At 72.6% G+C, this 22,507-nt stretch carries 18 protein-coding genes; 6 read left to right on the forward strand and 12 right to left on the reverse strand.

Annotated features, from left to right (window positions below; all coding sequences use genetic code 11):
- Positions 1–16: 16 nt before the first annotated feature.
- A complete protein-coding gene (eccCa, locus tag ABGA98_RS33495; protein ID WP_347622422.1) occupies positions 17–4,015 on the reverse strand; it encodes a type VII secretion protein EccCa in 3,999 nt (1,332 codons plus the stop codon).
- A 104-nt stretch (positions 4,016–4,119) separates the two neighbouring features.
- Here eccCa and eccD point away from each other — a divergent pair, with 104 nt between their 5' ends.
- Positions 4,120–5,505, forward strand: a complete 1,386-nt coding sequence (gene eccD, locus ABGA98_RS33500) for a type VII secretion integral membrane protein EccD (RefSeq protein ID WP_347622423.1) — start codon at positions 4,120–4,122, stop codon at positions 5,503–5,505.
- Positions 5,506–5,670: 165 nt separating this feature from the next.
- On the opposite strand, the gene ABGA98_RS33505 is transcribed toward eccD, so the two are convergent.
- From ABGA98_RS33505 to ABGA98_RS33520, 4 genes are all read right to left on the reverse strand, one after another.
- Entirely contained in the window at positions 5,671–6,891 is a 1,221-nt protein-coding gene (locus ABGA98_RS33505) for a helix-turn-helix domain-containing protein (RefSeq protein ID WP_347622424.1), read from the reverse strand.
- A 170-nt stretch (positions 6,892–7,061) separates the two neighbouring features.
- Positions 7,062–8,447 carry a Na+/H+ antiporter NhaA gene (gene nhaA, locus ABGA98_RS33510; protein ID WP_347622425.1) on the reverse strand — a complete coding sequence of 462 codons (1,386 nt, stop codon included), beginning with the start codon at positions 8,445–8,447 and terminating at the stop codon, positions 7,062–7,064.
- A 271-nt stretch (positions 8,448–8,718) separates the two neighbouring features.
- A complete protein-coding gene (locus ABGA98_RS33515) occupies positions 8,719–9,561 on the reverse strand; it encodes a hypothetical protein (RefSeq protein WP_347622426.1) in 843 nt (280 codons plus the stop codon).
- Positions 9,558–9,875 carry a hypothetical protein gene (locus tag ABGA98_RS33520; protein ID WP_347622427.1) on the reverse strand — a complete coding sequence of 106 codons (318 nt, stop codon included), beginning with the start codon at positions 9,873–9,875 and terminating at the stop codon, positions 9,558–9,560. Before ABGA98_RS33520 ends, ABGA98_RS33515 begins: the two co-directional genes overlap by 4 nt.
- A 149-nt stretch (positions 9,876–10,024) precedes the next feature.
- On the opposite strand from ABGA98_RS33520, the gene eccB reads away from it, so the two are divergent.
- Positions 10,025–11,425 carry a type VII secretion protein EccB gene (gene eccB / locus ABGA98_RS33525; RefSeq protein ID WP_347622428.1) on the forward strand — a complete coding sequence of 467 codons (1,401 nt, stop codon included), beginning with the start codon at positions 10,025–10,027 and terminating at the stop codon, positions 11,423–11,425.
- On the opposite strand, the gene ABGA98_RS33530 is transcribed toward eccB, so the two are convergent.
- The 4 genes from ABGA98_RS33530 to ABGA98_RS33545 all read right to left on the reverse strand — a co-directional run bounded on the left by ABGA98_RS33530 (position 11,419) and on the right by ABGA98_RS33545 (position 15,050).
- Entirely contained in the window at positions 11,419–12,513 is a 1,095-nt protein-coding gene (locus tag ABGA98_RS33530; protein ID WP_347622429.1) for a transglycosylase SLT domain-containing protein, read from the reverse strand. The genes eccB and ABGA98_RS33530 overlap by 7 nt on opposite strands.
- Positions 12,510–12,788 carry a hypothetical protein gene (locus tag ABGA98_RS33535; protein ID WP_347622430.1) on the reverse strand — a complete coding sequence of 93 codons (279 nt, stop codon included), beginning with the start codon at positions 12,786–12,788 and terminating at the stop codon, positions 12,510–12,512. Before ABGA98_RS33535 ends, ABGA98_RS33530 begins: the two co-directional genes overlap by 4 nt.
- A gap of 20 nt (positions 12,789–12,808) precedes the next feature.
- Positions 12,809–13,810: a winged helix-turn-helix domain-containing protein gene (locus tag ABGA98_RS33540; protein ID WP_347622431.1), complete on the reverse strand. Its 1,002-nt coding sequence runs from the start codon at positions 13,808–13,810 to the stop codon at positions 12,809–12,811.
- Between the two features lie 307 nt (positions 13,811–14,117).
- Positions 14,118–15,050 (reverse strand): helix-turn-helix domain-containing protein, encoded by a 933-nt coding sequence (locus ABGA98_RS33545; protein WP_347622432.1) that lies wholly within the window; start codon positions 15,048–15,050, stop codon positions 14,118–14,120.
- A 334-nt stretch (positions 15,051–15,384) separates the two neighbouring features.
- Here ABGA98_RS33545 and ABGA98_RS33550 point away from each other — a divergent pair, with 334 nt between their 5' ends.
- A complete protein-coding gene (locus tag ABGA98_RS33550; protein WP_132503917.1) occupies positions 15,385–15,573 on the forward strand; it encodes a hypothetical protein in 189 nt (62 codons plus the stop codon).
- Positions 15,574–15,639: 66 nt separating this feature from the next.
- Here the strand turns inward: ABGA98_RS33550 and ABGA98_RS33555 are convergent, their stop codons facing one another.
- The gene (locus ABGA98_RS33555; protein ID WP_347622433.1) at positions 15,640–16,632 is read right to left on the reverse strand and encodes an endonuclease/exonuclease/phosphatase family protein; all 993 of its coding nucleotides are present in this window, start codon (positions 16,630–16,632) and stop codon (positions 15,640–15,642) included.
- 320 nt (positions 16,633–16,952) lie between these two features.
- Positions 16,953–17,756, reverse strand: coding sequence for a protein phosphatase 2C domain-containing protein (locus tag ABGA98_RS33560; RefSeq protein WP_347622434.1), 804 nt, complete (start codon positions 17,754–17,756; stop codon positions 16,953–16,955).
- A 303-nt stretch (positions 17,757–18,059) separates the two neighbouring features.
- On the opposite strand from ABGA98_RS33560, the gene ABGA98_RS33565 reads away from it, so the two are divergent.
- The 3 genes from ABGA98_RS33565 to ABGA98_RS33575 are packed head-to-tail and all read left to right on the forward strand — an operon-like array spanning position 18,060 to position 21,006.
- Positions 18,060–19,214, forward strand: a complete 1,155-nt coding sequence (locus tag ABGA98_RS33565; protein WP_347622435.1) for an ATP-binding protein — start codon at positions 18,060–18,062, stop codon at positions 19,212–19,214.
- Positions 19,211–20,338: a hypothetical protein gene (locus ABGA98_RS33570; RefSeq protein WP_347622436.1), complete on the forward strand. Its 1,128-nt coding sequence runs from the start codon at positions 19,211–19,213 to the stop codon at positions 20,336–20,338. The genes ABGA98_RS33565 and ABGA98_RS33570 overlap by 4 nt, the downstream gene beginning before the upstream one ends.
- Positions 20,299–21,006 carry a response regulator gene (locus ABGA98_RS33575; RefSeq protein WP_347622437.1) on the forward strand — a complete coding sequence of 236 codons (708 nt, stop codon included), beginning with the start codon at positions 20,299–20,301 and terminating at the stop codon, positions 21,004–21,006. The genes ABGA98_RS33570 and ABGA98_RS33575 overlap by 40 nt, the downstream gene beginning before the upstream one ends.
- A 488-nt stretch (positions 21,007–21,494) precedes the next feature.
- Here ABGA98_RS33575 and ABGA98_RS33580 read toward each other — a convergent pair whose 3' ends face one another.
- Positions 21,495–22,157, reverse strand: coding sequence for a helix-turn-helix domain-containing protein (locus ABGA98_RS33580; protein WP_347622438.1), 663 nt, complete (start codon positions 22,155–22,157; stop codon positions 21,495–21,497).
- Between the last annotated feature and the right edge of the window lie 350 nt (positions 22,158–22,507).

Genomic DNA, 22,507 nt, shown 5'->3' on the forward strand with positions numbered 1-22,507 from the left:
GGCCCGCCGGAACCCCTCAGCCCAGGTAGGCGGTCTGGATGAGCCTCTCGCCCGACCGCCGGTCCACGTAGAGACCGCGCCCCACCGGGAGCTTGCGCGGCCGTACGTTGCCGAACAGCTGCCCCTCGTCCCTGGGCCCCGACAGCAGCACGGCCGGCGAGTTCATCTCCTTCAGCCGCCGCACGACCGGGTCGAGCATGCTGCGTCCCGCCCCGCCCATGGCCCGCGCCAGCACCACGTGCAGGCCGATGTCCCTGGCCTGGGGCAACAGGTCGCCGAGCACGGTGAGCGGGTTGCTGGAGGTGGCCACGAGGTCGTAGTCGTCCACGATCACGTACAGGTCCTGCCCGGTCCACCAGCTGCGCGTCCGCAGCTGCTCCGAGGTGAGGTCCGGCGGCGGCAGGCGCGTCTGCAGCACCTCCTGCACGCCTTTCAGCAGGGTGGCGGCGGCGGTGCTGGAGGCGGCGTAGCCGATGCGGTGCTCGGTGTCGGTGGCGTCGAGGAGCGTGCGCCGGTAGTCGATGACGACGAACCGCGCCTGCATGGGGGTGTGCGTGCTCGCGATGCCGCCGGCGATCAGGCGCAGCAGGTTGGTCTTGCCGCTCTCGGTGTCGCCGAACACCACGAAGTGCGGGTCGGCGCCGAAGTCCAGCGACACCGGCGCCAGGGCGGCCTCGTCGATCCCGATCGGCACGCGGGCTCCGTCCGCGGCCGGGTCCCCGGTGCCGCGCGGGAGCGTGTGCGCGGGCAGCAGGGAGGGGAGCAGGCGTACGGGCGGGGCCGGGTGGTCGTGCCACGCGGCCGCCGCGGCCTCGACGAGGCCGCTCACCCCGTCGGACAGGTCGTCCACGGTGGAGCGGCCGTCGATGCGCGGCAGCGCGGCGAGGAAGTGCAGCGCCTCGCGCGTGAGCCCGCGTCCCGGAGCCCGCTCGGGCACGTTGGCGGCCGCCTTGCGGTCGATCTCGGAGTCGAACGTGTCGCCGAGCCGCAGCTCCAGCCGGGTGCCGAGCAGGTCACGGACGGAGGAGCGGAACTCCATCCACCGGTTGGCGGTGCCGGCGACGTGGATGCCGAAGCCGAGACCGCGGGTGACCAGGTCGGCGAGGTCGGGTTCGAGCTGCTCGTACTCCTGGCGCACGATCGCCCAGCCGTCCACCACGAGGAACACGTCCCCCCAGCCGTCACCCTCGTAGGCGCCCGAGGCGACCATCCGCCGGTAGGTGGCCATGGAGTCGATCCCGCGCTCCACGAACAGCTGCTCGCGGCGGTCGAGCAGCGTCCTCATCTCGGCCACCGTCCTGCGCACCGCGTCGGCGTCGAGCCGGGTGGCGACGCCGCCCACGTGCGGCAGCCCGGACAGCGCCGACAGCGTGCCGCCGCCGAAGTCCAGGCAGTAGAACTGCACCTCCTTGGGGGTGTGCGTGAGCGCGAGCGAGGTGATCAGCGTGCGCAGCAGCGTGCTCTTGCCGGTCTGCGGCGCGCCGACGACGGCGACGTTGCCCGCCGCCCCCGACAGATCCAGCCAGTACGGGTCCCGCCGCTGGTCGAACGGGCTGTCCACGATGCCGGCCACGGCGTGCAGCCGCCCGGGCCGCTCCTGCCCGGTGCCCGCCGCGGTGAGCCCGTGCCCGGGGGCGGCCTGGATGGGCGGCAGCAGCCGGTCGAGCGAGGCGGGCTCCTTGAGCGGCGGCAGCCAGATCCGGTGCGCCGCGGGCCCCTGGCCGGCCAGCCGCCCGACCACGATGTCCAGCAGGCTGTCCTGCTTGCCCTGCTTCTCCGCGTCGTCCTGGGGCGGGGGCGTCTCAGCCACCGGTGGCAGGGGCACCCGCTCGGGGCCGTACCAGACGATCTTCCCGCGGTGGCCGGAGCGCGCCGACACGGTGGGGATGCGCGCCGCGTCCGCCCGGTGCGGCCCCGACACGTACGCGGCCTTGAACCGCGTCATGCCGGTGGTCTCGAACATGAGGTAGGCGTTGCCCGGCTCGGGCGGCAGCGAGTACGCGTCCGCCACCCCGAGCACGGCGCGGCTCTCGGCCGCCGAGAAGGTGCGCAACCCGATCCGGTACGACAGGTGCGTGTCCAGCCCGCGCAGCCGTCCCGCCTCCAGCCGCTGCGAGGCCAGCAGCAGGTGCACGCCCAGCGACCGGCCGAGCCGGCCGATCATCACGAACAGCTCGACGAACTCCGGTTTGGCCGTCAGCAGCTCGCTGAACTCGTCCAGCACGATGAACAACGTCGGCAGCGGCCGCAGGTCGGCGCCCTGCTCGCGGGCCTGCTCGTAGTCGCGCAGGGAGGCGTGGTTGCCGGCCGCGCGCAGCAGCTCCTGGCGGCGCACCATCTCGCCGTGGAGCGCGTCGTGCATGCGGTCGACGAGGGGCAGCTCGTCCTCCAGGTTGGTGATGACGGCCGAGACGTGCGGCAGCGCGTCGAGGCCGAGGAACGTGGCGCCGCCCTTGAAGTCGACGAGCACGAAGTTCAGCGTCTCGGACGAGTGGGTGATCGCCAGCGCCAGCACCAGCGTGCGCAGCAGCTCCGACTTGCCCGAACCGGTCGCGCCGACCACCAGCCCGTGCGGCCCCATGCCGCCCTGGGCGGCCTCCTTGATGTCGAGCTCGACCGGCCGCCCGTCGGCGCCGAGCCCGATCGGGACCCGTAGCCTGTTCCTGACCGGCCGGGGCTGCCAGGTGGACGCGGGCGACAACCGCCGCGCGTCGCCGATCCTGAGCAGGTCGGTGAGGGTCGTGTTCGTGGCGAACACGTCCTGCTGCTCCTCCTCCTTGCCGCCGGAGCTCGACCGCATCGGCGCGAGCTGCCTGACCAGGGCGGCGAACGCGGGCCGCGCCATCCGGTCGGGCCGGCCGAGCCCCGACCTGAGCTCCTTGCCGAGCTCGTCCTCGACGACCCTGACCACCTCGTCGGGGCCGACCTCGAGGTGCAGGGTGAGCTGCGCCGGCGCCTGCGGGGCCGCCCCGCCGAGGTCGATGACGGTGACGCCCTCGATGACGTCCAGGGCGAGCTGGCTGCCCGCGGGCACCGTGCCGCCGTCCACCACCACGACGTGGTAGGGCAGCGCGTCCAGCGCGAGCCCCTTGCTGAACCGGGGCCGGTCCTTCAGCTCGAACCCCAGCAGGGCGTCCAGCTCGCCGAGGTCGCGCACGACCAGCCGTACCGGGCCGGCGCCGTCCTCCTCGGTCGGGTGCAGGGCGTGCGGCAGCCACTTGACCGGCTCCCACTCGGCGGCCCGTTCCCCTCCGGCGCACACCGAGATCCGCAGCTCTTCGGGCGAGTGCAGGGCGGCGGCCTGCGCCAGCGCGGCGCGGACGAGGTCGCGCCCGGCGTCCGGATCCCCGCTGATCGTGATCCTGGCGAACGAGTGCAGCGCCAGCGCGACGGGCAACCCCGGCACGGTGGCGTGCGTGCGCACGAAGCGGCGCAGCGCTCCCGCCGTCATAGGGTCGAGGTCCTCGATCGGCTTGGTCTCCGGCGGGATCATCGGCAGCGCCAGCCGCTGCGCCGAGGTGGCGATCCTGATCTGGGCGAAGTCGTCGTCGCGGGGCCGCCGCTCCCACAACCGGCTGGTCATCACCAGCGACCAGAGCGCCGCGGGGTCGGGGTGGTTCCAGGTCATGGCCCGGTGCTGCTGCGCGGCGGCGCCGCGGACCCGCTTCCTGACCTGCTCCAGGTAGCGGTAGTAGTCGCGGCGCCGGCCGTTGAGCTGGTTCTTGCGCTCACCGGCGTTGCGCATCATCTGGCCCACGGTCATGCCGATCATGGAGACCGCGAACAGGCCGCTGGACACCATCATGATCGGGTTGCTGGTGCCGCCGCCGGTGACCATCAGCGCCATCGCCCCGGCCCCCGCGATCATGGGCAGGTACGTCAGCAGTTGCGTCAGCCCGCCGCCGGTGACGGTTTCGGGGATTTCCGGGGGCGGCTCCAGCAGCACCTCGCCGCCAGGAGGCTCGGGCGGCGTGCGCCGCTCGGGTCTGCGAACCACGATCAGGCTGCCACTCATCAGGGCCCATAAAAGCCGCTGACAAAGCGTTATATGCGATATTTCAAAATTCCTCGATGTTTTTGGCGCGCCGCGTGCGATATCCGATCCATAAACTCGTCCGGGTGAGTGCCACCGGAACCGACCTGTGCCGGGTCACCGTCGTGACCCCGCGCGGATTCCTGGATGTGGGCCTGCCGCCTGACATGCCGCTCGGCAACCTGCTGCCCACCCTCCTGCGCATCGCGGGGGAGGGGCTCGCCGAGGCGGGCCTGGCCCACGGCGGCTGGGTGCTCCAGCGGCTCGGCGGCCCGCCGTTCGACCTGAACGCCACGCTGTCCGAGCTGGCCGTGCGCGACGGCGAACTGCTGCACCTGCGCCCGCGCGGGCACGAGCTGCCGGAGATCGTCTTCGACGACGTGGCCGACGCCGTGGCGACGGGCGTGCTGGAGCGCACCGGCCGCTGGCAGCCGGCCACCACCAGGTCCTACGGCCTGCGCGCCGCCGCCGCCCTGCTCGGCACGGGCGCCGCCGCGCTGCTCGCGACCGGACCGCCCTGGGCGCCCGCGGCCCTGGTCGCGGGGGTCGTCGCGCTGGTCCTGCTGATGGCCGCGGCGGCACTGTCGCGGGCGCTCGGCGACGCGCGGTCGGGCGCGGTCATCGGGTACGCGGCCCTGCCGTACGGGTTCGCCGCCGGGCTGCTCGGACCGGCCACGGACGGCGCCATCCTCCAGCCGGCCAACCTGCTGTCCGCCTCCGGCGTGGTGCTGATGCTGGCCACGGCGACCGGGTTCGCGGTGGCGGACGGGCTGCCGGCGTTCCTCGGCGTGGCCGCCGCCGCGCTCTGCGGGCTGCTCGCGTCGGGGCTGGTCATGGGCTTCGACCTGGCCGCGGCCGGGGTGGCGGCGGTGCTGGCCGCCCTCGTGGTGGGATTGACGACGGCGATCCCGTCCCTGTCGTTCCGGCTGGCGGGCATGCCGCTGCCCGCGCTGCCGACGACGGCCGAGGAGCTGCGGCGCGAGGGCGGTGACCTGGACGGCGAGCTGGTGATCGACAAAACGGTGGCCGCCGACCGGTTCTGCGGCGGGCTGCTCGGCGGGGTGGCGCTCGTCGTGCTCGGCGCCCAGCTGCTGCTCGTCCTCGACGGCTCCTGGGCCGCGATCGCGCTGAGCGTGGCGCTGTCGACGTCGATGGTCATGCGGGCCCGCGTCTTCGAGGGCCGTGGCCAGCGGATCTGGCTGCTGACCACGGCCCTGCTCGGCGTGGCGCTGGCCGCCTCGGGAGCCGTGCTCGGGGCGCCGGACGGGGTGGTGCGCTACGGGATCGTCCCCGGGCTGGTGGTGCTCGCCCTGGGCGTGGCGGGCACGGCGTTGTGGCTCACGTCCGGGAAGCCGTCCCCGTTCTGGGGCCGGGTGGGCGACATCGCCGACATCCTGCTGATGATCGCGCTGATCCCGCTGGCGCTGGCCGTGCTCGACCTGTACGAGACCATCCGCGGCCTGGTCGGCTGACCCCGGCTGGGGTCCGGCCAGGAGATCCCGGCCTCGCCGGCGACGGCCTTCGCCGTCAGCGACAGCGCAGCTCGCTGGCCACGGTCCCGGACGCCCGCGGCGGATCACCTGTGATCTCCGCTCACCGCCTTTTCGAGCGCCTGATTGAGGCCTGCGATGAGGGTTCTACGCGACGGGGGGCGGGTTACGGCTGGTGACGGCGTCGCCGGGCCAGCCCAGCAGGCGCGCGCCGAGGGCCGCCGTCTCCAGCGCGTGACGCTGAATCGGGTTGTCCAGGGCGTAGCCGGTCAAAGCACGGATGCGCTCCAGGCGATAGGTCACCGTACGCACGCCGATGTGCAGGCGGCCGGCGGCCCGCGTGGCGACACCGCCTGTGACGAAGTAGGCGAACAAGGTGTCGAGCAGCGGGCGGGGCCCTCCTCTGGCCGCCCGCAACGGGCCCAACACGGTCTCGACCAGTTCGCTGATCGCCGCCTTGTCCCGCAGAAGCACCTGCAGGACGAGCAGGTTGGACGCGTACAGTGTCCGCTCGGGAAGCTCCAGGCGGCGGGCGAACGACACCACCCCGCGGGCCTCCTCGAAGGAGCGCACCACCCCGCCCGGGCCATGATGGGCACGGCCCACGCCGATGCGCGGCGATGGGTCGCCTTTCGTCGCCTCCTGGACGAGGGAGCCGAAGGCCTCGCTCACGCCTGGCACGGAGCCGGGGGACACGCAGACCAGCAGGCCCTCCTTCGTGGCGACCAGGATGTCACGTGCCCCGAACCGGGACAACAATGACGCCTCCACGTTCCGCGAGACCGGGCCACCGTCGAAGAAGGGCTGTTCGGCCTCGGCGATCGTCACGACGTGGGCGCTGGCCAGGCGCAGCCCGAAACGCTCCGCTCGCTCAGCGAGGGTGCCCACGTCGCGGCGTCCCTGGAGCAGATCGTCGATGAACTCCCTGCGCTGTGCCTCCTCGCGACGAATCACCAGGCGCTGAGCCGACTCATAACCCTCCACCAGAGCCCCGATCGACCGGTCCGCGGCCCTGAAGACCGCTTCCCCGGCAGATCGCAGGTCGCCTACGCGCCGGCTTCGGACGATCCCCGGCAGAACGGGCCAGGCCAGCCAGGTCGCGCTCAGGTGCACATCGATGATCGCGCGCAGGGGAACGCCGTCCTGTGCGGCGGACTCACCACACTCCCGCATACGCGACAGCGCCGCCGCGTCCACACGCCGCCCTGTCATGCTGACATCGGCCAGCAGCGGAAGGTATTCGCTCAGCCACTGGGCGGGAACGCCACCGGCGTCGGCGCTGGCCCGGGCGGCTATCTCCGCCAGGTCCATGGGCTGCGCGTAGTCGCGGGGTTCGGATGAGTCGGCCCTGTCGCAGATGTCGTTCATGTTTCCAGACTGTCCTCTGCGGCCACCTCACGGCAAGATAGAGCGGAGTATGTGCAGCAATGCCTGTTACTGCTTGCCGTGCACCGGCAAAAAAGAGGTGTCCCAGCCTTCGGGAAAGAGGAGGACGCGGAAACTCCAGGTCCCGGCCGGCGATCACGACAAGGCCGGAGTCATGCGGGCCTGTTGCGCCGGGCTTCGCCGATGAGTCCGCCGTCCACGTCACCGGTCCGGTGGTGGACAGCGAGGTCGGCCGGGTCGGGGCACTGGTAGACGTCAGGAACGCTGTCACGGTCGTGGTCGGCCACCTCCGCCTCGTGCAGGTGCCGGTACGCGCGGTTGCGCAGGCGCAGGATCACCGCCGCCAGCAGAGCCGCGATGACAGAGCCGGTCAGCACGGCCATCTTGACGTGGTCGCCCCGCTCGCTTCCGGCGCCGAAGGCCAGTTCGCCGATGAGCAGGGACACCGTGAAGCCGATGCCTGCCAGGATCGACAGGCCGAGCACGTCGACCCAGCTCAGCCCCTCGTCGAGCTGGGCTCGGGTGAAGCGGGCCACCAGCCAGGTCGCAACCATGATCCCGATGGGTTTGCCGACGACCAGTCCGACGATGATGCCGATGGCGACCGGGTCGCTCAGGGCGGTGACGGCGCCGTTCAGCCCGCCGAGGTGCACGCCCGCCGACAGGAACGCGAAGAGGGGCACCGCCACCCCGGCAGAAAGCGGCCGGAAGCGGTGCTCGAAGTGCTCGGCCAGCCCTGGGCCCGCCTCAGGACCGCCGGCGCGCCGGCTGCGCGTCACCGGCACAGCGAAGCCCAGCAGCACGCCCGCGACGGTGGCATGCACGCCCGAGGCGTGCACCAGCGCCCAGACCGTCACGGCCAGCGGCAACAGCAGCCACCACGAACGCACTCGGAGCTGCACCAGCACGGTGTAGATCGCCAAGGGCGCCAGTGCTCCCACGAGCGGGACCGGCGACAGGTCACCGGTGTAGAAGACGGCGATGATGGCGATCGCCAGCAGGTCGTCGACCACGGCCAAGGTGAGCAGGAACGTGCGCAGCGCCGCGGGCAGGAACCGGCCGATCACCGCAAGCACCGCCAGCGCGAAGGCGATGTCCGTGGCAGTGGGGACCGCCCACCCCGTGGCGGCTCCCTCGACGCTCCGGGCGACCAGCAGGTAGAGCCCGGCTGGGACGATCACTCCGCCGAGGGCGGCGGCGACGGGCACCGCGGCGCGCCTCGGGTGGCGCAGGTCTCCGGCGACGAACTCGCGTTTCAGCTCCAGTCCTGCCACGAAGAAGAAGACGGCCAGCAACCCGTCGGCGGCCCACGTCTCCAACGCCAGATCCAGGTGCAACGAGGCTGGACCGATCGTGTAGGTGCGCACGCTCTCGTAGGCGACCGACCAGGGGGAGTTGGCCCAGGCCATCGCCAGCGCCGCGCCGACCAGCAGCAGAGCCCCGCCGATGGTCTCCTTGCGGAGAATGTCGGCGATTCGGCGGGTCTCCGCCCACGAGCCCCTGCCGAACAGGCGCGTGCGACGTCCCGGGTCAGTCATGAACGCTCCAGGTCAGATCTCCAAACGGTCAGGGCGGGTGGCAACGCGGTCACGTGGCGGAAAGCGGGCCCTCGCCCGCGCGCAGGGCGCGTGCACTGGACGACCCCCGGCCCATTAGCTGAAGGCTGCCGTGCGCGAACGGTTCATGACTAGGTCAGCCGGTCGCAGTGTCGACCGGCAGTACTTGCCGAAGGGCGGCAACGTCAGATCGGGGGAAGGCGCCCGGCTACCTGGCACCGCGACCAGATCGGTGATGAGCGGGACAGGCGCGCTACTCCCCGTTCCTGACCGCGTCGTCCAGGCTCATGTCGCCGTCGGGCGTCCTGACCCGCCAGTCGAAGGACCGTGTGGCCTCCGGCAGCGCTTCGCCCTGCTCGGGCCGGGTGAACGTGCCCGCCCGCGCCGTGTCGATCGCCGCCTCGGTGAAGTCGATCGCCGCGCCGCCGTCCGGCCGCATGAACGCGAGTTGCACGGCGGCCGAGCCGCCGATCCCCGCCGCGACGCCGCTCAGTACGTCCTTGAGCCCGAGCGAGCCGAGGAAGCGCTGGAGCTGCCCGGTCGACGCGGCCAGCGCCGCGCTCGCCTGGGCGCCCGTCCTGCGCATCGCGATCCTGGCCGCCACCCGCGTCTGCGGGGCCAGGGCGAGCACCTGCAGCGCCGCCAGCCGCAGGTACGTCTCCTGCGCGATCTTGAGCGCCGCTCCCCAGTAGACGAGGAAACCGTCGCCGATGTTGTCGACGTGCCCGGCCACCCACTGCACGTTGGTGCGGAAGGCGTCGAGGTGCGTCCGCAGCACGGCGGCCGCGTCGGCGAACGCCTTCTGGTCCTCGGCGATCCACTCCTGCCCCGAGGCGTTGATCACGCCGGTGAGCGCGTTGTTGGCGCCCTTGTCGAGCCGGCCGCCCACGCCCGCCTGGAGGTTGGCGGCGGCCGTCCAGATGGCCGGCACGTTCGCCACGGCCGGGGCGGTGGCGAGCAGGCCGATGAGGACGGACGGCTCCAGCCGGGCGGACCTGCGCAGGACGGCCCGCACGGTCTCGGGGTCGGGCGGGGTCCTGCGCGAGGGGCGCAGCGGGGAGCCGTCCCTGGCCAGGCCGGCGACTCTGCGGGTCACGGCCGGCTCACCCGCCGGACGGCGAGCTCCTCGGCGGCCCGCCAGTTGTGCTCGGCGAAGCGCAGGTGCTCGCCCTCCCACGTCCTCATCACGCCGAGCGCGGCGTCCGCGTCGCGGACGAACGTGTCGATGAGCGACCGGTAGAGGGCGCCGACCGTCCACTCGCCCAGCGCTCCCCAGCCGGGGAAGTCCAGCGCCCTGTTCTCCTCGAGGATCCGGCGGATCTCCGCGAGGAGCGGCAGCAGATCCTCCCTGAGGTCGCGCCGGACTTCGCCGATCGCGTCGGGAGTGATGAAGACGGTGTGCTGATTCACGATCATTATCCTGTGACGCCGTCGGCGGGTGGGGCGCGGGCGTCACGAAATGGTCCGGCATTGTTCGCTCCTGCGATACCGTGCGGCTTCGCATCTTTTATCCCGATAAATTGGGTTTAGTAAGGACTAGTGGGAAGCAAGGGGCGTTAGTGCACAGCCAGCGCGACCTTTACCAGGCGTACCGCCTCACCATCCAGCGCATCGGCCTCGCCCTGCTGCGCGCCCAGCCCAACCAGCCCGAGTGGCCGCTGCGCCGGCAGAACATCGGGTTCCTGGCCGGGATCATGGTGGCGGTCCTGCTGTGCGTCGGCTTCGCCGTCTTCGGCCTGCTGCGCCCCGGCGGCACGAAGTCGATCGAGGAGCCGGGCACGCTCGTCATCGAGCGCGAGACGGGCGCCCGATACGTCTACAGCCACGACCAGCGCAGGCTCATCCCCGTCGCCAACTACGCCTCCGCCCGCCTCGTGCTCGCCTCGCAGCAGATCAAGGAGCGGGTCGTGGCGCGGGAGGCCCTGGCCGGGTACGAGCGCGGCGCGCCCATCGGCATCCCCGGCGCCCCCGACTCCCTGCCCGGCCCCGCCAACCTGGCCAAGGGCCCCTGGGCGGTCTGCGTGCGGGAACGCGCCGAGCCGACCGGGCGCAAACCGTACGTGACGCTGGTCGCCGGCCGTAAGGTCGGCGGCACGCCGGTCGCGGAGGGTGACGCGCTCCTCGTCGACGTGGGCGGCCGGCAGTGGGCCATCTGGCGCGGCACCCGCATGCGCGTGGCGGGCGGCATCGCCCGCGGGCTCACCTCCACCACACCCGCACCGGTGCCGGTCGCCTGGCTCAACGCCCTGCCGGAGGGGCCCGACCTGGCCGCGCCCGCCATCAGCGGCCGCGGCAGGCCGGTCACCGGACCCGGGGGCAAGGCCGCCGCCGTGGGCCAGGTGTTCCGCGCGGACGGCGTGGCCGGCGGCGAGGCCCGCTGGTACGTCATGTTGTCCGACGGCCTCGCCCCCGTCACCCAGGGCCAGGCCACGCTCCTGCTCAGCGACCCCGACAGCAGGCAGGCCTACGGCGGCGGCGCGGTGAAGGAGATCGCCGTCGACGCGGCCACCGCCAACGCCGCGCGCCGCTCGCGGACCGCGATCCCCGCCGACGGCCTGCCTCCCGTCATGCCGCGCATGACCGCCTACGACCCGGCCAGCCCGCTCTGCGTCGTCTACGCCGACACGGGCACCGGATCCACCCGCGCCCGCCTCACCACCGGCGCCACGCTGCCCGAGCCGCACGGCGACGCCACCGACCTCGTACGCCTGCCGCCCGGCAAGGCCGTGCTGGCCGGCGTCCTGCCCGGCGACGGCCAGCTCAAGGCGGTCCAGGCCTACTACCTGGTCACCGCCGACGGCCGCCGCTACGCCGTGCCGGGCGCCGACGTGCTGGGCAAGCTCGGCTACGACGCGAGCCAGGCCACCCCCGTGCCGGCGAACGTGCTCCAGCTCATCCCCGAGGGCCCCGTGCTCGATCCCGCGCGGGCGGCCAAGCCCGCGATCGAGCAGGATCAGTAACCGCGGTAGCCGCCGCCGCTCTTCATGCCGACCACGCCGGGCACGTTCGAGACCGAGTCGTAGCGGTCGATGGCGTAGCGCACGCCCGCGATGATGTTGTCGACCGGGTCGTAGATGTTGCCGTGTCCCGGCAGCTTGTGGGCGTCGAACGTCGGGTCGATGGTCTGCATCAGGCCCTTGGACGGCGTGCCCTTCGCCGCGTTGGAATCCCAGTTGTTGATGGCGTGCGGGTTGCCGCCCGACTCATGCTTGATGATCATCCAGATGTCGTTCGCGTTCATCTTCTCCAGGGGGTAGCCGTGCGCCCTGAGAATGGCGATCGCCTGGTTGATCCAGCCGGCGACCTGGTCCTGAGGGGCCGGCCCGCCTCCGGGCGGCGGCGGGCCGCTGGGGCCGTACCCGCCGAAGCCTCCAGAACCGCCGCCCGACGCGCCTGACGGCGTCGACGCGGCCAGCGCGGCCGTGCGTGACTCCGCCTCCGCCGGCGACCAGTCGAGCCTCCTGCCCGGCGCGGGTGCGAAGGGCTGGGCGTCCGGCTCCGGGAGCTCCTTGGCGACGTCCGGAATCGTGCCGAGCGCGCTCTGGAGCCTTCCGGCGGTGTCGGCGAGCGCCTTGCCGGTGTCGGCGACCAGCTTCTGCAGCGCCGAGCGGGCCTCGCCGAGCGCGGGCCGCATGCTCTGCGCCACCTGCTCCTCGGTGGGCCTGGGCGTACGGCCGCGCACCTCCTGGGCGGCGGAGGCGTACCCCTGGCAGATCTCCAGCGCCTGCGTCTCGGCGGAGCTCAGCGTGCTCGCGGCCGCGTCGAGGTGGCCCGCGCAGTCCTGCAACGCCTGCTGGAACCGGTCCCCGCAGCCCGCCAGCCTGCCCATGTAACCGGCGAACGCGCCGGCGCCCGACCCCTGCCAGGCCTGGTCCACGTCGGACACGGCGGTGCGCAGCGCGCCGGTGTGCCGCCCGCCGGTTCCCGCGGCGGTGCGCCAGGCCTGCGCCGCCGCGGTGATCGCCTCAGGCGCGCCGGCCACCCGGGCCGCCAGGTCGGCCAGCTCGCCGCCGCCCGGCGCGGCCCTGACGTCGTCGAGCGCGCTCACCGCTGGACCGCGGCGCCGTCGGCGGCGACGACCGTGCGCTCGACGCCGTCGAGGGTGCGCTCGACCGCCTCCAGGCGTCCGCCCAGGGTCCTGGCCGCCAGCTCGGCGACCCGCAGCAGGTCGCCCGCCGCCGTCGCCATGGCCGCCGACCCTGACACGTTCCCGAAGGCCGCCGCGTCCGGCGCCTGGCCCGTCATGCCCGCGAAGGCGCCCGACGCCGACCTGGCCGCGGCCGCGCACGCCTCCAGCGCGCCGCGGTGGAACTTGAGCACCACGCTCGCCCTCCTTCCCCTCCTCAGCGCCGGAAGAGCTCCAGCAGCTCCTCCGCCCGGCGGGTGCGGGCGATCCACATCTCACGCCCGCGACGTTCCCGCGTGATCAACCGCCCGGCACGCAGCCGGTCGCAGTGGTAGGTCAGGCCGCTCGGGGCGATCTTCATGTCCGTCGCCAGCATGGACATGGTCATGGGCTGGTCGAGCGCGCAGAGCAGGTCGGCCCGGATCGGACCGACGAGCGCGGACAGTTCGTCCACCGCAGGCCTGACCGGCTTGCGCCACAGCGAGTCGGCGCCGCGGACCGGATAGGCGATCCACACCGCCTCGGGGTCGTCCAGGCTGACGATCACGGAGTCCTTGCCGGCCAGCGTCGGCACCAGGACGATCCTGCGGTCGCCCAGATCGTGCGCGATGGGTTCCGGGTCGGAGATGAGCAGGCCGCGCTCGGTGCAGACGATGCGGTCGCTGAGCGAGCCGAACAGCAGCTCGGGGCGGCCACGTACGGCCGCCACGCCCACCCGCTCGATCTCCCTGTCCAGCAGCGGGCGGGCCCGCTTCCACAGGGGTTCCGTGGTGTTCCAGACGTCGGTCACGGCGCTGGCGTAGCCGCGCAGCCAGCGGCGCGGATGTTCGGCGGCCGCACGCCAGTGCGCGGGCGGCGCCCCCGGCCCGAACGCCTGCTCCATGTCCTTGAGCAGGGCGTCCGGCGCGATGTCCTGGAGCGCGCTGATCTGGCTCTGCACGGTGACGTCCCCGTCGATCGGGGATCTGGCCACGAGACTGTCGGGCGCGACCGTGCGGCCCGGCGCGGCCAGCGGGCGTACGGCCTCGTGCCCGTACGGGCGGACGCGCGCGCTGATCGCCCTCCGCCAGAGCTCGGGCAGGCCGCGACGGCGGCCCGCGAGCGCGTCGGCGATCATGGCGAGGACGGTCAGGTTCGGCGCGATGGAGATCGAGATCTGTGGCGTGGAGCTGAAACGCAGCTCGCTCCACGCCTCGGTGCTGATTACGTGAGCCCCCACGGGTTGGACTGTAGGCAGCGCAGTCATCACTGGAGCAATGCTTCAACGAAGCTAGAAACGTCCATAGGTCGGACGATCCAGCCCTACGTGATGCGAACACTCCGGACGGTCGCGTGGTTGTCCGTCTGCTTCGGGGTCACCTGCATGACATGTCCTCTGTGTCAGGTCGTGTCGTGATTGGGTTCGCAAACGTACGCTCCTCCGCTAACTTCTCACTTAAAAAGGCTCCCCACAGTCGCCTGACCGGCGGAAACACGCTCAGGGGACGCGCCCCTGCACCGGCCTGATCTCCAGGACGGGAGCCTCGTCAGCGCGGTGCGGTGTGGACCGCCTCGCGCCGGAAGTCGCGGGGCGACACTCCGTAGGCCCGGCGGAAGGCCCGGCTGAAGTCGGCGGCGTGCGAGAAACCCCACTTGGCCGCGATGCTGTGGATCGGCACCTCGTGCAGCGCGGGATCGGCCAGATCACGCCGGGCGCGGTCGAGCCGCTGCGCCCTGATGTAGCCGCCGACCGTGCTGCCCTCCTTCTGGAAGAGCCGGTGCAGATAGCTGGTGGAGATGTGGTGCTCGAGGGCCAGCGCGCGAGGGCCCAGGCCGGGGTCGCGCAGGTGCTCCTGGACGAACGCCTGGACACGCAGGAGGAGCGCGTCACGGTTGGAGGGCGGGATGACGGGGCTGGTCTCGATGGCGTGCGCGAGGAGCGCGGAGACCAGATCGAGCACCACCATGCCGAGCCGCGGGCCGTCGGCGGGCCGGTAGGCGCCCGGCTTTTCCGCCAGGCCGGTGACGAAGCTCGCCAGCAGGGCGCCGATGCCGTCGGTGGCCGACATCCTGCTGCCCAGCATCGCGTCCACCTGGTGCGTGGGCAGGGAGACCAGAGACCGGGGCACGGTGACCATGGCCGCCTCGAACCGCAGGCCCTGCCGCGGTGCGCGGAAACGCGCGGCCAGGACGCGCGTCATGTCGTGCACCAGCAGGTCGCCGGCGCCCGACGTCGCGTGGCCGTCGGACCAGATGACCTGCAGCGCCCCGGCCAGGGGCACCAGCAGCTGCCAGGTCTCCTCCAGCTCGGGCTCCACGGGGTGCTCCGCCGCCAGCCACAGGCGCTGCGGATCGAAGCTCCTCCTCGCCACGGTCACGGCACCGAACTGCGCGCTGGTGTCGCGCGCCTCGACCGCCGGCTCGTACAGGGGCTCGCCGTCTCTGACGCGGTCTTCGTCCCATGGCTCGGCCAACGGCATACCGCAAGCCTATGCCGATCAGGCGCGGCGCGAGCGGCCACAGGGCCGGCCGGGATGAGCGCAGCGAAAGCCCGGGTCGCTTGGCACAACGTGCCTGTTCCGGGGGCCCGCACACGAGCGACCGCCCGCGGACGCCGGCTCGGGCGGAGAGGACATCTTTGCACCGGGACCCAAAGATCGAAGCCCGCGAGTGGGATTTCCCATCCACGTTCGACCCGGCGCCGGTGGCCGGCGCGACCACTCGGATGGAAGGCTTCCCCGCAGCCGCCCCGGACCTCCTGCGAACGGATGGCCGGGGCGGAATCTCCGCAGGCTAGTGAAAGGAGTGCTGCAGATGACGTACGACGCCGGCCGCGTCGCGGCGAAGCGGATCAATGATCACGTGGAGGTCATCCACGTCGACCACCCGGACACGGTGCTGGAAGTGCCCCGCCGCGACTGGGAGTCCTTCACCGCGGCCGTCAAGTCGGGTGCGTTCGACCTCGAAACCCTCGAGCGGGCGCGGGAAGAGAACGTGGCCTGACCGCGGCACCGCCGGCGCCCGCCCGCCCGCCGGCGAGCGGGCGCCTCCCCGCCTCCCCGCGTCCGTTCAGGGCAGGCGCAGGTCGGCGAAGACGCCGCGGTGGTCGGTGCCCGGCACGTCGAAGATCTCCACCCGGCGCACGCTCACCCTCCGGTCGGCCAGGATGTGGTCGATGGAGATGATGGGCGGGAACTTCCTGAAGCTCGGCCAGGTCGGCACCAGGCCCTTGCCCACCTGGTCGGCGGCGTCCACGTAGCCGCGGTCGAGCAGGTCGCGCATGGCCCGGTGGTCGAGGCTGGCGTTGAAGTCGCCGGCCAGCACCCGGATCGTCGAGGAGGTGGCCGGGGGAAAGGCGCTCAGGGCGGCGTTCCACTCCTCCGTCAAGCGGCCGAGCGGCGGATTCGGATGCACCGCCACGAACTCGACCGTGCCACCGCCCGGCAGCGTCACGGTCGCGGCCGGCATGTTGTGCCCGACCGGGGTGAACAGGCCCGCCAGCTCCCTCACCGGATGTTTGGAGAAGATGCCGCTGCCGGTGGCGCCGGAGGAGGGCTGCAGCACGCGGTGCGGCAGGAGCCGCGCGAGCCCGGCCGCGTCCAGCCGCTCCACCTCGGCGTAGCTGAGCTCCAGGGCGCTGAACACGTCGACGTCGTGCTCGCGCACCAGATCGACCACGGTCTCGGCGTCGGCCCGGGTGAACAGGTTGATCGCCAGCACCCGCAGCGGCGCGCCCTGCGCCGGAGGCTGCTCGGCGGCGACCGCGCGCGGCGCCACGACGGAGACCATCACCGCGCACACCACGGCGGCGGCGAGCGCGGCCGGGCGGTTGCGCCGCAGCAGCGACAGCAGGGCGGTCAGCGCCGCGAGCCCCGCCCCGATGGGCGTCACCGTCATGAGCTGGGTGAGGAAAGAGCCCTGCTCCAGGCCGCCGGCGCGGATGACGGCCCAGGCGGCCAGCAGCGTGACGACCGTCCAGGACAGCCACCGCCTGCGACGTCTCTTCCGGGTCGGCGGCGGATCATCCGTCGTGGCCCGCCCGACGCCGACTGCCGTGCTCACTTCGCCGTCCTGTCCCCGAACCGTTTCACAGTTGAACCCTAAACGGCTGTGGAACGACACGGCGCGACGCGGACGGTTCCACCGCGCGCCGCCGCATCCCGGCGTCGCGGTCGGGCGCCTTGCCAACACCGAGGAAACGGGACCTCGTGTTGGGTGATCGCAGGCAGGGCAGGACGATCGGGCCCCGGAGAGTCGCGCGAGCGATGCCGGATCCCGGCGGCCTGACCGACTCCACCGGCGTTGCGGAACCACAGATCTGCGCCGGTAGCGGCCGTCAAGAGGTCATATGCAGAAGGGATGGTGCAGTTCAGCGGGTACGTTCACGCGGTGACCACGTCAGCGATGATCACCGTGGCGTCGCCCTCCGGCTCCAGGGCGGACATCTCATCGTACAGACGGTCCAGGCAGGCGGCAGGTGACGAGCCGCTCGCGAGCAGCGCCTTCAGCCGGGCGGCGCCGAGGGCGCGGGCCACGCCCTCCGTGACGATGGCCACGCGGTCGCCTGAGCGCAGGGGCAGCGTCCCGGTCTCCGGGGTGAGCGCCGCCGGCAGGCCGGACCCGCGCGTCGTCAGGCCGCCGTCGAAACCGTGGGCCGTCGTGAGCGGCCGCGGCTCCTCACCCTTCGCACAGTGCCAGATGGCGCCGTCGCCGACGTGGGCGTAGCGCAGGCGCGGTTGCTGATCCTGGTCGAGGACGGCCAGATCCAGCGAGCTGACCGGCCCTGTTCCGGCGGAGCCGGCCGGGGTGGAGCCCGATGCGGCGGGGCCGGTGGCGTGGGGCAGGGCCGCGGCGCGTGCTGCGCGGTGGGCCGCCCGGGCGCACTCGCCGAGGTCCTTCTCCCGTGTCCCCGCGCGCTGCGGCCGGGCGGCCACCACCGACGCCAGGGCGAGGGCCGCGGCGGTGTGGGTGTGTTCCGCGCTGCCCGCGCCGTGCGCCGCCGCGATGAGCCGTTCCTGGATGACGTACGCGTCCGAAGGCCGGCCGCGCGAGCCGTCGTACGTGCCGCCCGCCGCCACCAGCCTCGGCCGCGCCACTGGCGGGCCGGCCGGCCGGCCTTCCCTGCGGCCGCGGACCGTCATGACGGACAGGCAGCCCACCAGGATGGGGATCACCACGAAGAACATCAGGTTCCCTCTCTTTCGCGTTCCCAGCGGCCGCGCATGAGTACACGCGTGTACAAGGAGACACGATTGACGGCTGTTCGGCCGTCGTGGGGATGACGGCCGAACAGCCGTCATGCCGCAGGGGGAGCGGCGGATCAGGGTCGGGGGAGGACGGTGATCGACCGCAGCAGTGCCGGCCCGAGGAAACGACCATGCGACCCATCTCCCCATCCGCCGCCACGGCTGGCGCGATCTTCCCGCCCACCCCTGAGGCGTGCGTTAATCTGAGATCCGTCTTGTGCTCTCACTGCGAGCGGGCGGCGCATGTCTCACCGCGGTTCCACGAGGTACGACTCGGCGGCCAGGCAACTGGAGCAGGCCGCCGCGCGCATCGGGGCCGGTTCCCGGGCCGTGATCGGCCTGGTGGCGGTCGTCGCGGCGGTCCTCGGCGCCGTGCCGCCCGTCTCGGTGTGGTGGCTGGCGCCCGCCCTGGCGGTCCACCTGCTCTGGACCGTTCTTTTCCTGCGGGTGGCCTGGCGCAGGGAGCCGCTGCCGATCTGGCTGGCGGCCGGTGATGTGGCCGTCACCGTCATGCTCTGCCTCGCGCAGCGCCACCTCGTGGCGGTGGACGCGCTCGCCGCGAACGCGAGCTGGATCTCCGGGCTGGTCACCATGAGCGTGATCGTCGCCGGCGTCGCCTGGCGGCCTGCGATCGCCGTGCCCGCCGGGCTGGCCGTGGCGGCGTCGTACCTGGTGGGGGCCCGGTTCGCGGTGCCGCATCAGGACGTCGTGAGCACCCTGGCGATCCACCTCGTGCAGATCCTGGCCATCGCGCTGCTGATGACGCTGCTGCGCCGCTCCGCCGCCTCGGCCGACGCCTTCCTGCGCCGCAGCGCGCGCGCCGAGGTCACGCTCATGGTCGAGCGGCTGCGCCGCGAGGACGAGCTGCGCCAGGTCGGCAGCGTCCACGAGACGTCGCTGCACACGCTGACCATGGTCGGCCTGGGCACCTACGACCGGCCGTCCGACACGCTGCGCCGCCAGGCCGTGACCGATCTGGCGGCGCTGGAACGGCTGCGCGACAGGCCGCACGCGGGCGCCGCGGCCATCGCCCTCGACGCCCTGCTCGACGAGGTGGCCGGCCGGGCCACGGGCCTGGAGGTACGCAGGAGCCTGACGCCGGAGACGGTGCCGGGAGACGTGGGCGAGCGGTTCGCCCGCGCCGTCAACGAGGCGCTGGCGAACATCGCCCGGCACGCCGGCGTACGCGAGGCCGAGCTGGTCTCCAGCACCCGCGACGGCGAGATCAGGGTGGAGGTCGCCGACGCGGGCGCCGGCTTCGACGTCGAACGGGTGCCGCCCGACCGGTTCGGCGTGCGCGGCTCGATCCTCGGCACGATGCGCTCCCTGCCGAACGCCGGCGCCGACATCAGCTCGGGGACCGGCGGCACCCGGGTGAGCCTGTGGTGGCGGCCATGACCGGCGACATCGAGGAGGTGGCGCACCGCTACACGCGCTACACCGCGATCGGCGCCGTCGTGATCGCCACGGTCTGGCACACGGGCTACGACCTCACCGTCACCATCACCGGCTGGGAGTCCTTCCGCTGGCCCCTGCTCGCGGCCGCCGCCTGGATCGCCTACACCGCGATCGGCGTCGTCGCCGCCCTGTCGCTGTTACGCACGTTCACCGGCCCGGCCAGGGCCCGCGAGCTGGCCGTCGCCGTGCTCGTCCTGGACGTCGCGGTGATCGTGGCCTGCCGGTCGCAGGACCTGATCGGCCCCATCGACTGGGGATGGGGGTCGGTGGGCTGGCTCGGCGTCATGGTGTTGTGGAACCGGCCGCGCTGGCGGGCCGAGGCCATCGTGTTCCTGTCGGCCAACGCCGGCATCATGCTGGTGGCGATGATCGCCACGGGCACGCTCGACCGCGTCTCCCTCGCCAAATACCTGATGGTCATCGTCGGCAGCGTCACGCTCCAGCTCGGCTACATGGCGGGCTGCCACACCCTGCGCGTACGCGCGGAGGACGCCGCGCTGCTGGCCCGCCGGCTGGCCGCCGACGACGCGTGGCGCGAGTCCGCCCAGCGCATCCACGCCGACCGGCTCCGCCGCTACGAAGCCATCCGCGAGGTCGCGGAGTCGATGCTCAAGCAGCTCGCCGACGGTGCCGACCCCGGCGATCCCCGGGTGCGCGACGACTGCACGGCGGGCGCCATGCGGCTGCGGCGGCTCGTCGCGGAGCGCGAGGAGGTGCCGGACGAGCTGGTGTCGGCGCTGCGCGAGCACATCGACGCGGCGGAGCGGCGGCAGGTCCTGGTGACGGCGCCGCCGTTCGGCGAGCGCCTGCCCGCGCTGCCCGACGGCGTGCGCGAGGACCTCCTCAGGGCACCCGTCGCGGCCCTGGACGGGGCCAGGACGAGGGCGAGGGTGACCGTGTCCGCGATGTCGGCCATGGTGAGCGTGGCGGTCGTCGCGGACAACGACGACCTGCCGGTCAACCCCGCTCCGGTGCGAGAGCCCAGCGGGGTCGTCGTCACCTATCAGCGGCAGGGAGGCGAGGTATGGGTCAACAGCATCTGGCAGCGCCCGCAGGGCCCGTGACGGTCGCGCTGGTGGAGGACCACCAGGTCGTGGTTGACGGCGTGCGCTCGTGGTTCGGGCCGCACAGCCAGGTGGAGCTGGTGGCGCAGGGGCCCACCATCGAGTCGGTCCGCGGCACGCCGGCCGACGTGCTGCTGCTCGACCTCAACCTCAACGGCACCATGGTCATCGACCGGGTCGCGGAGTTGTGCGCGGGCGGGCAGCGGGTCATCGTCTTCTCCGAGCACGAGGAGCCCGAGACGGTGCGCGCGGTGCTCGACGCGGGCGCCTCGGCCTTCATCGGCAAGGGGCGGGCGACCCGTGACTCGTGTCTGGAGACGATCCTGGAGGTGGCCGCCGACCGGCCGAGCATGACACCGCCGATGGCCCAGGCCATCGCCACGGACGAGGGGCCGCACCGGCCGCAGCTGTCCGACAAGGAGCGGGCGGCGCTGCTGTTCTGGTTCCAGTCGATGTCGAAGGCCTCGGTGGCGGCGCGGATGGGGATCAAGGAACGGACGGTGCGGCAGTACATCGACCGGGCCAGGGTCAAGTACGCGGCGGCCGGGCGGCCCGCGCCCACCAAGGAGAAGCTGCTCATCTGCGCCATCCAGGACGGTCTGCTCCAGCCCGACGAGGTGACCGTCTACACGTCGCTGGCCGCCCGCACACCACCCGATCGGGGATAACGCCTGGCCTCGGTCCTCCTGGCAGGAGGGGGCCGGCAGGGCCGAGGACCAGGTCAAGGCGGGCGAGCGCTCAGCGCCGCCCGCGAACGAGCTCGGCGGGATCGAAACCGACCGGGAACGGCGTCGTCAGGTGCGCGGCGCGCCCTCGCGCTGCTGCTGTCCGTGGTGACGATCTGCGCCATGGCCCTGTACGGCCCCATGACCAGTACGGCCTCCGCGCACGGCTCGGTCATCGACCCAGCGTCCCGCAACTACGGCTGCTGGCTGCGCTGGGGCTGGACCGCCCCGGCAAAGTTGGAGGCTAGACCGCTTGGCTCTCGGTCGCCGGGCCGGTGCCGGCGGTCGATCGGTGGAACATGCGCGAACGCTCGTACTTCCCCGGACTGGCTGCTGGAACCGGTCGATGAAACAGGAAGCCGCAGAAGTGTCGCGTGATATTACGCGGCACAGGCTGAATCCTCGGCGTTCAGTTCACGCCGGGGAGCGCGTCAATCCGCCATCTTGAGGTAGCGGTCCAGCTTGTCGAGGGTCAGCGGCTGCTGGCGCAGCGGCTTGAACGCATCCAACGCCGTGGCGTGGAGGCCGCCGAGGAACAGCTCCAACTGCCGGCCGGTGCTCAACTCGTTCAGCTCGGCTCCGAGGACGGGCAGCGGGCGGGACAGCTTGATGACGCCGAGCCAGATGTCGATGGGGTTGATGCCTTGGCGAAGCCGCCCCTCCTGCTGAGCGGCGCGGGTGAGCTGCTCCATCTGCTCGAAGAGCTGGTCGCGTCGCGCCTTCAGCGTTCCGCCTCCACCGCGCGCGTCCTCCACCAGGACGGGGAGCAGCACCGGCATGATGACGCTGAGCCGCAACTCCACCAGGCGGCGTATGAGCTGCGCCAGCGCACCCCAGGCGTCGGAGTGCGCGGCGGTGGCGCGGTCCAGCTCCTCACCGACCAGGGTCAGGTTTTCCAGGGCGACCTGCTGGACGAGCGTGTGGCGGTCGGGGAAGCGGCGGTAGAGGGTGGCGATGCCGACGCTGGCGCGGCGGGCGATCTCCTCCAGCGGCGCGTGGATGCCCTGCTCGAGGAAGACCTCGCGGGCCGCGATGATGATCTGCTCGCGGTTGCGACGGGCGTCGGCCCGCAGTCGGGTCGTGTTCTCGGTCAACCGGTACCCATCTCCTTGATGTGGAGGGACTCCCGTCGGTTGTGCTAGCTTAGCGCCAGCAGCAAGCGAAGGATTATCCTCCGGTTATTGAGGGGCGGCTGATGTCCCAGACCACGACTCCTGAAAGCCGGAGCTTCCCGCTCCCGCGGCAGTGCACGTTCGCCCCACCGCCGGAGTACGCCCGGCTGCGCGCCGAGGAACCCGTCTTTGAAGTGCGGCTGCCCACCGGCGACACCGCCTGGCTGGTGATCCGGTATGAGGATGTCCGGACCGTGCTGAGCAGCCGCGCGTTTTCAGCACCGACGGCACCCGCTCCGGCTTCCCCACGCTCCTCCCGGGGCAGGCGCAGG

It is taken from the genome of Nonomuraea sp. B1E8 (assembly GCF_039871515.1).
Lineage (GTDB): Bacteria > Actinomycetota > Actinomycetes > Streptosporangiales > Streptosporangiaceae > Nonomuraea.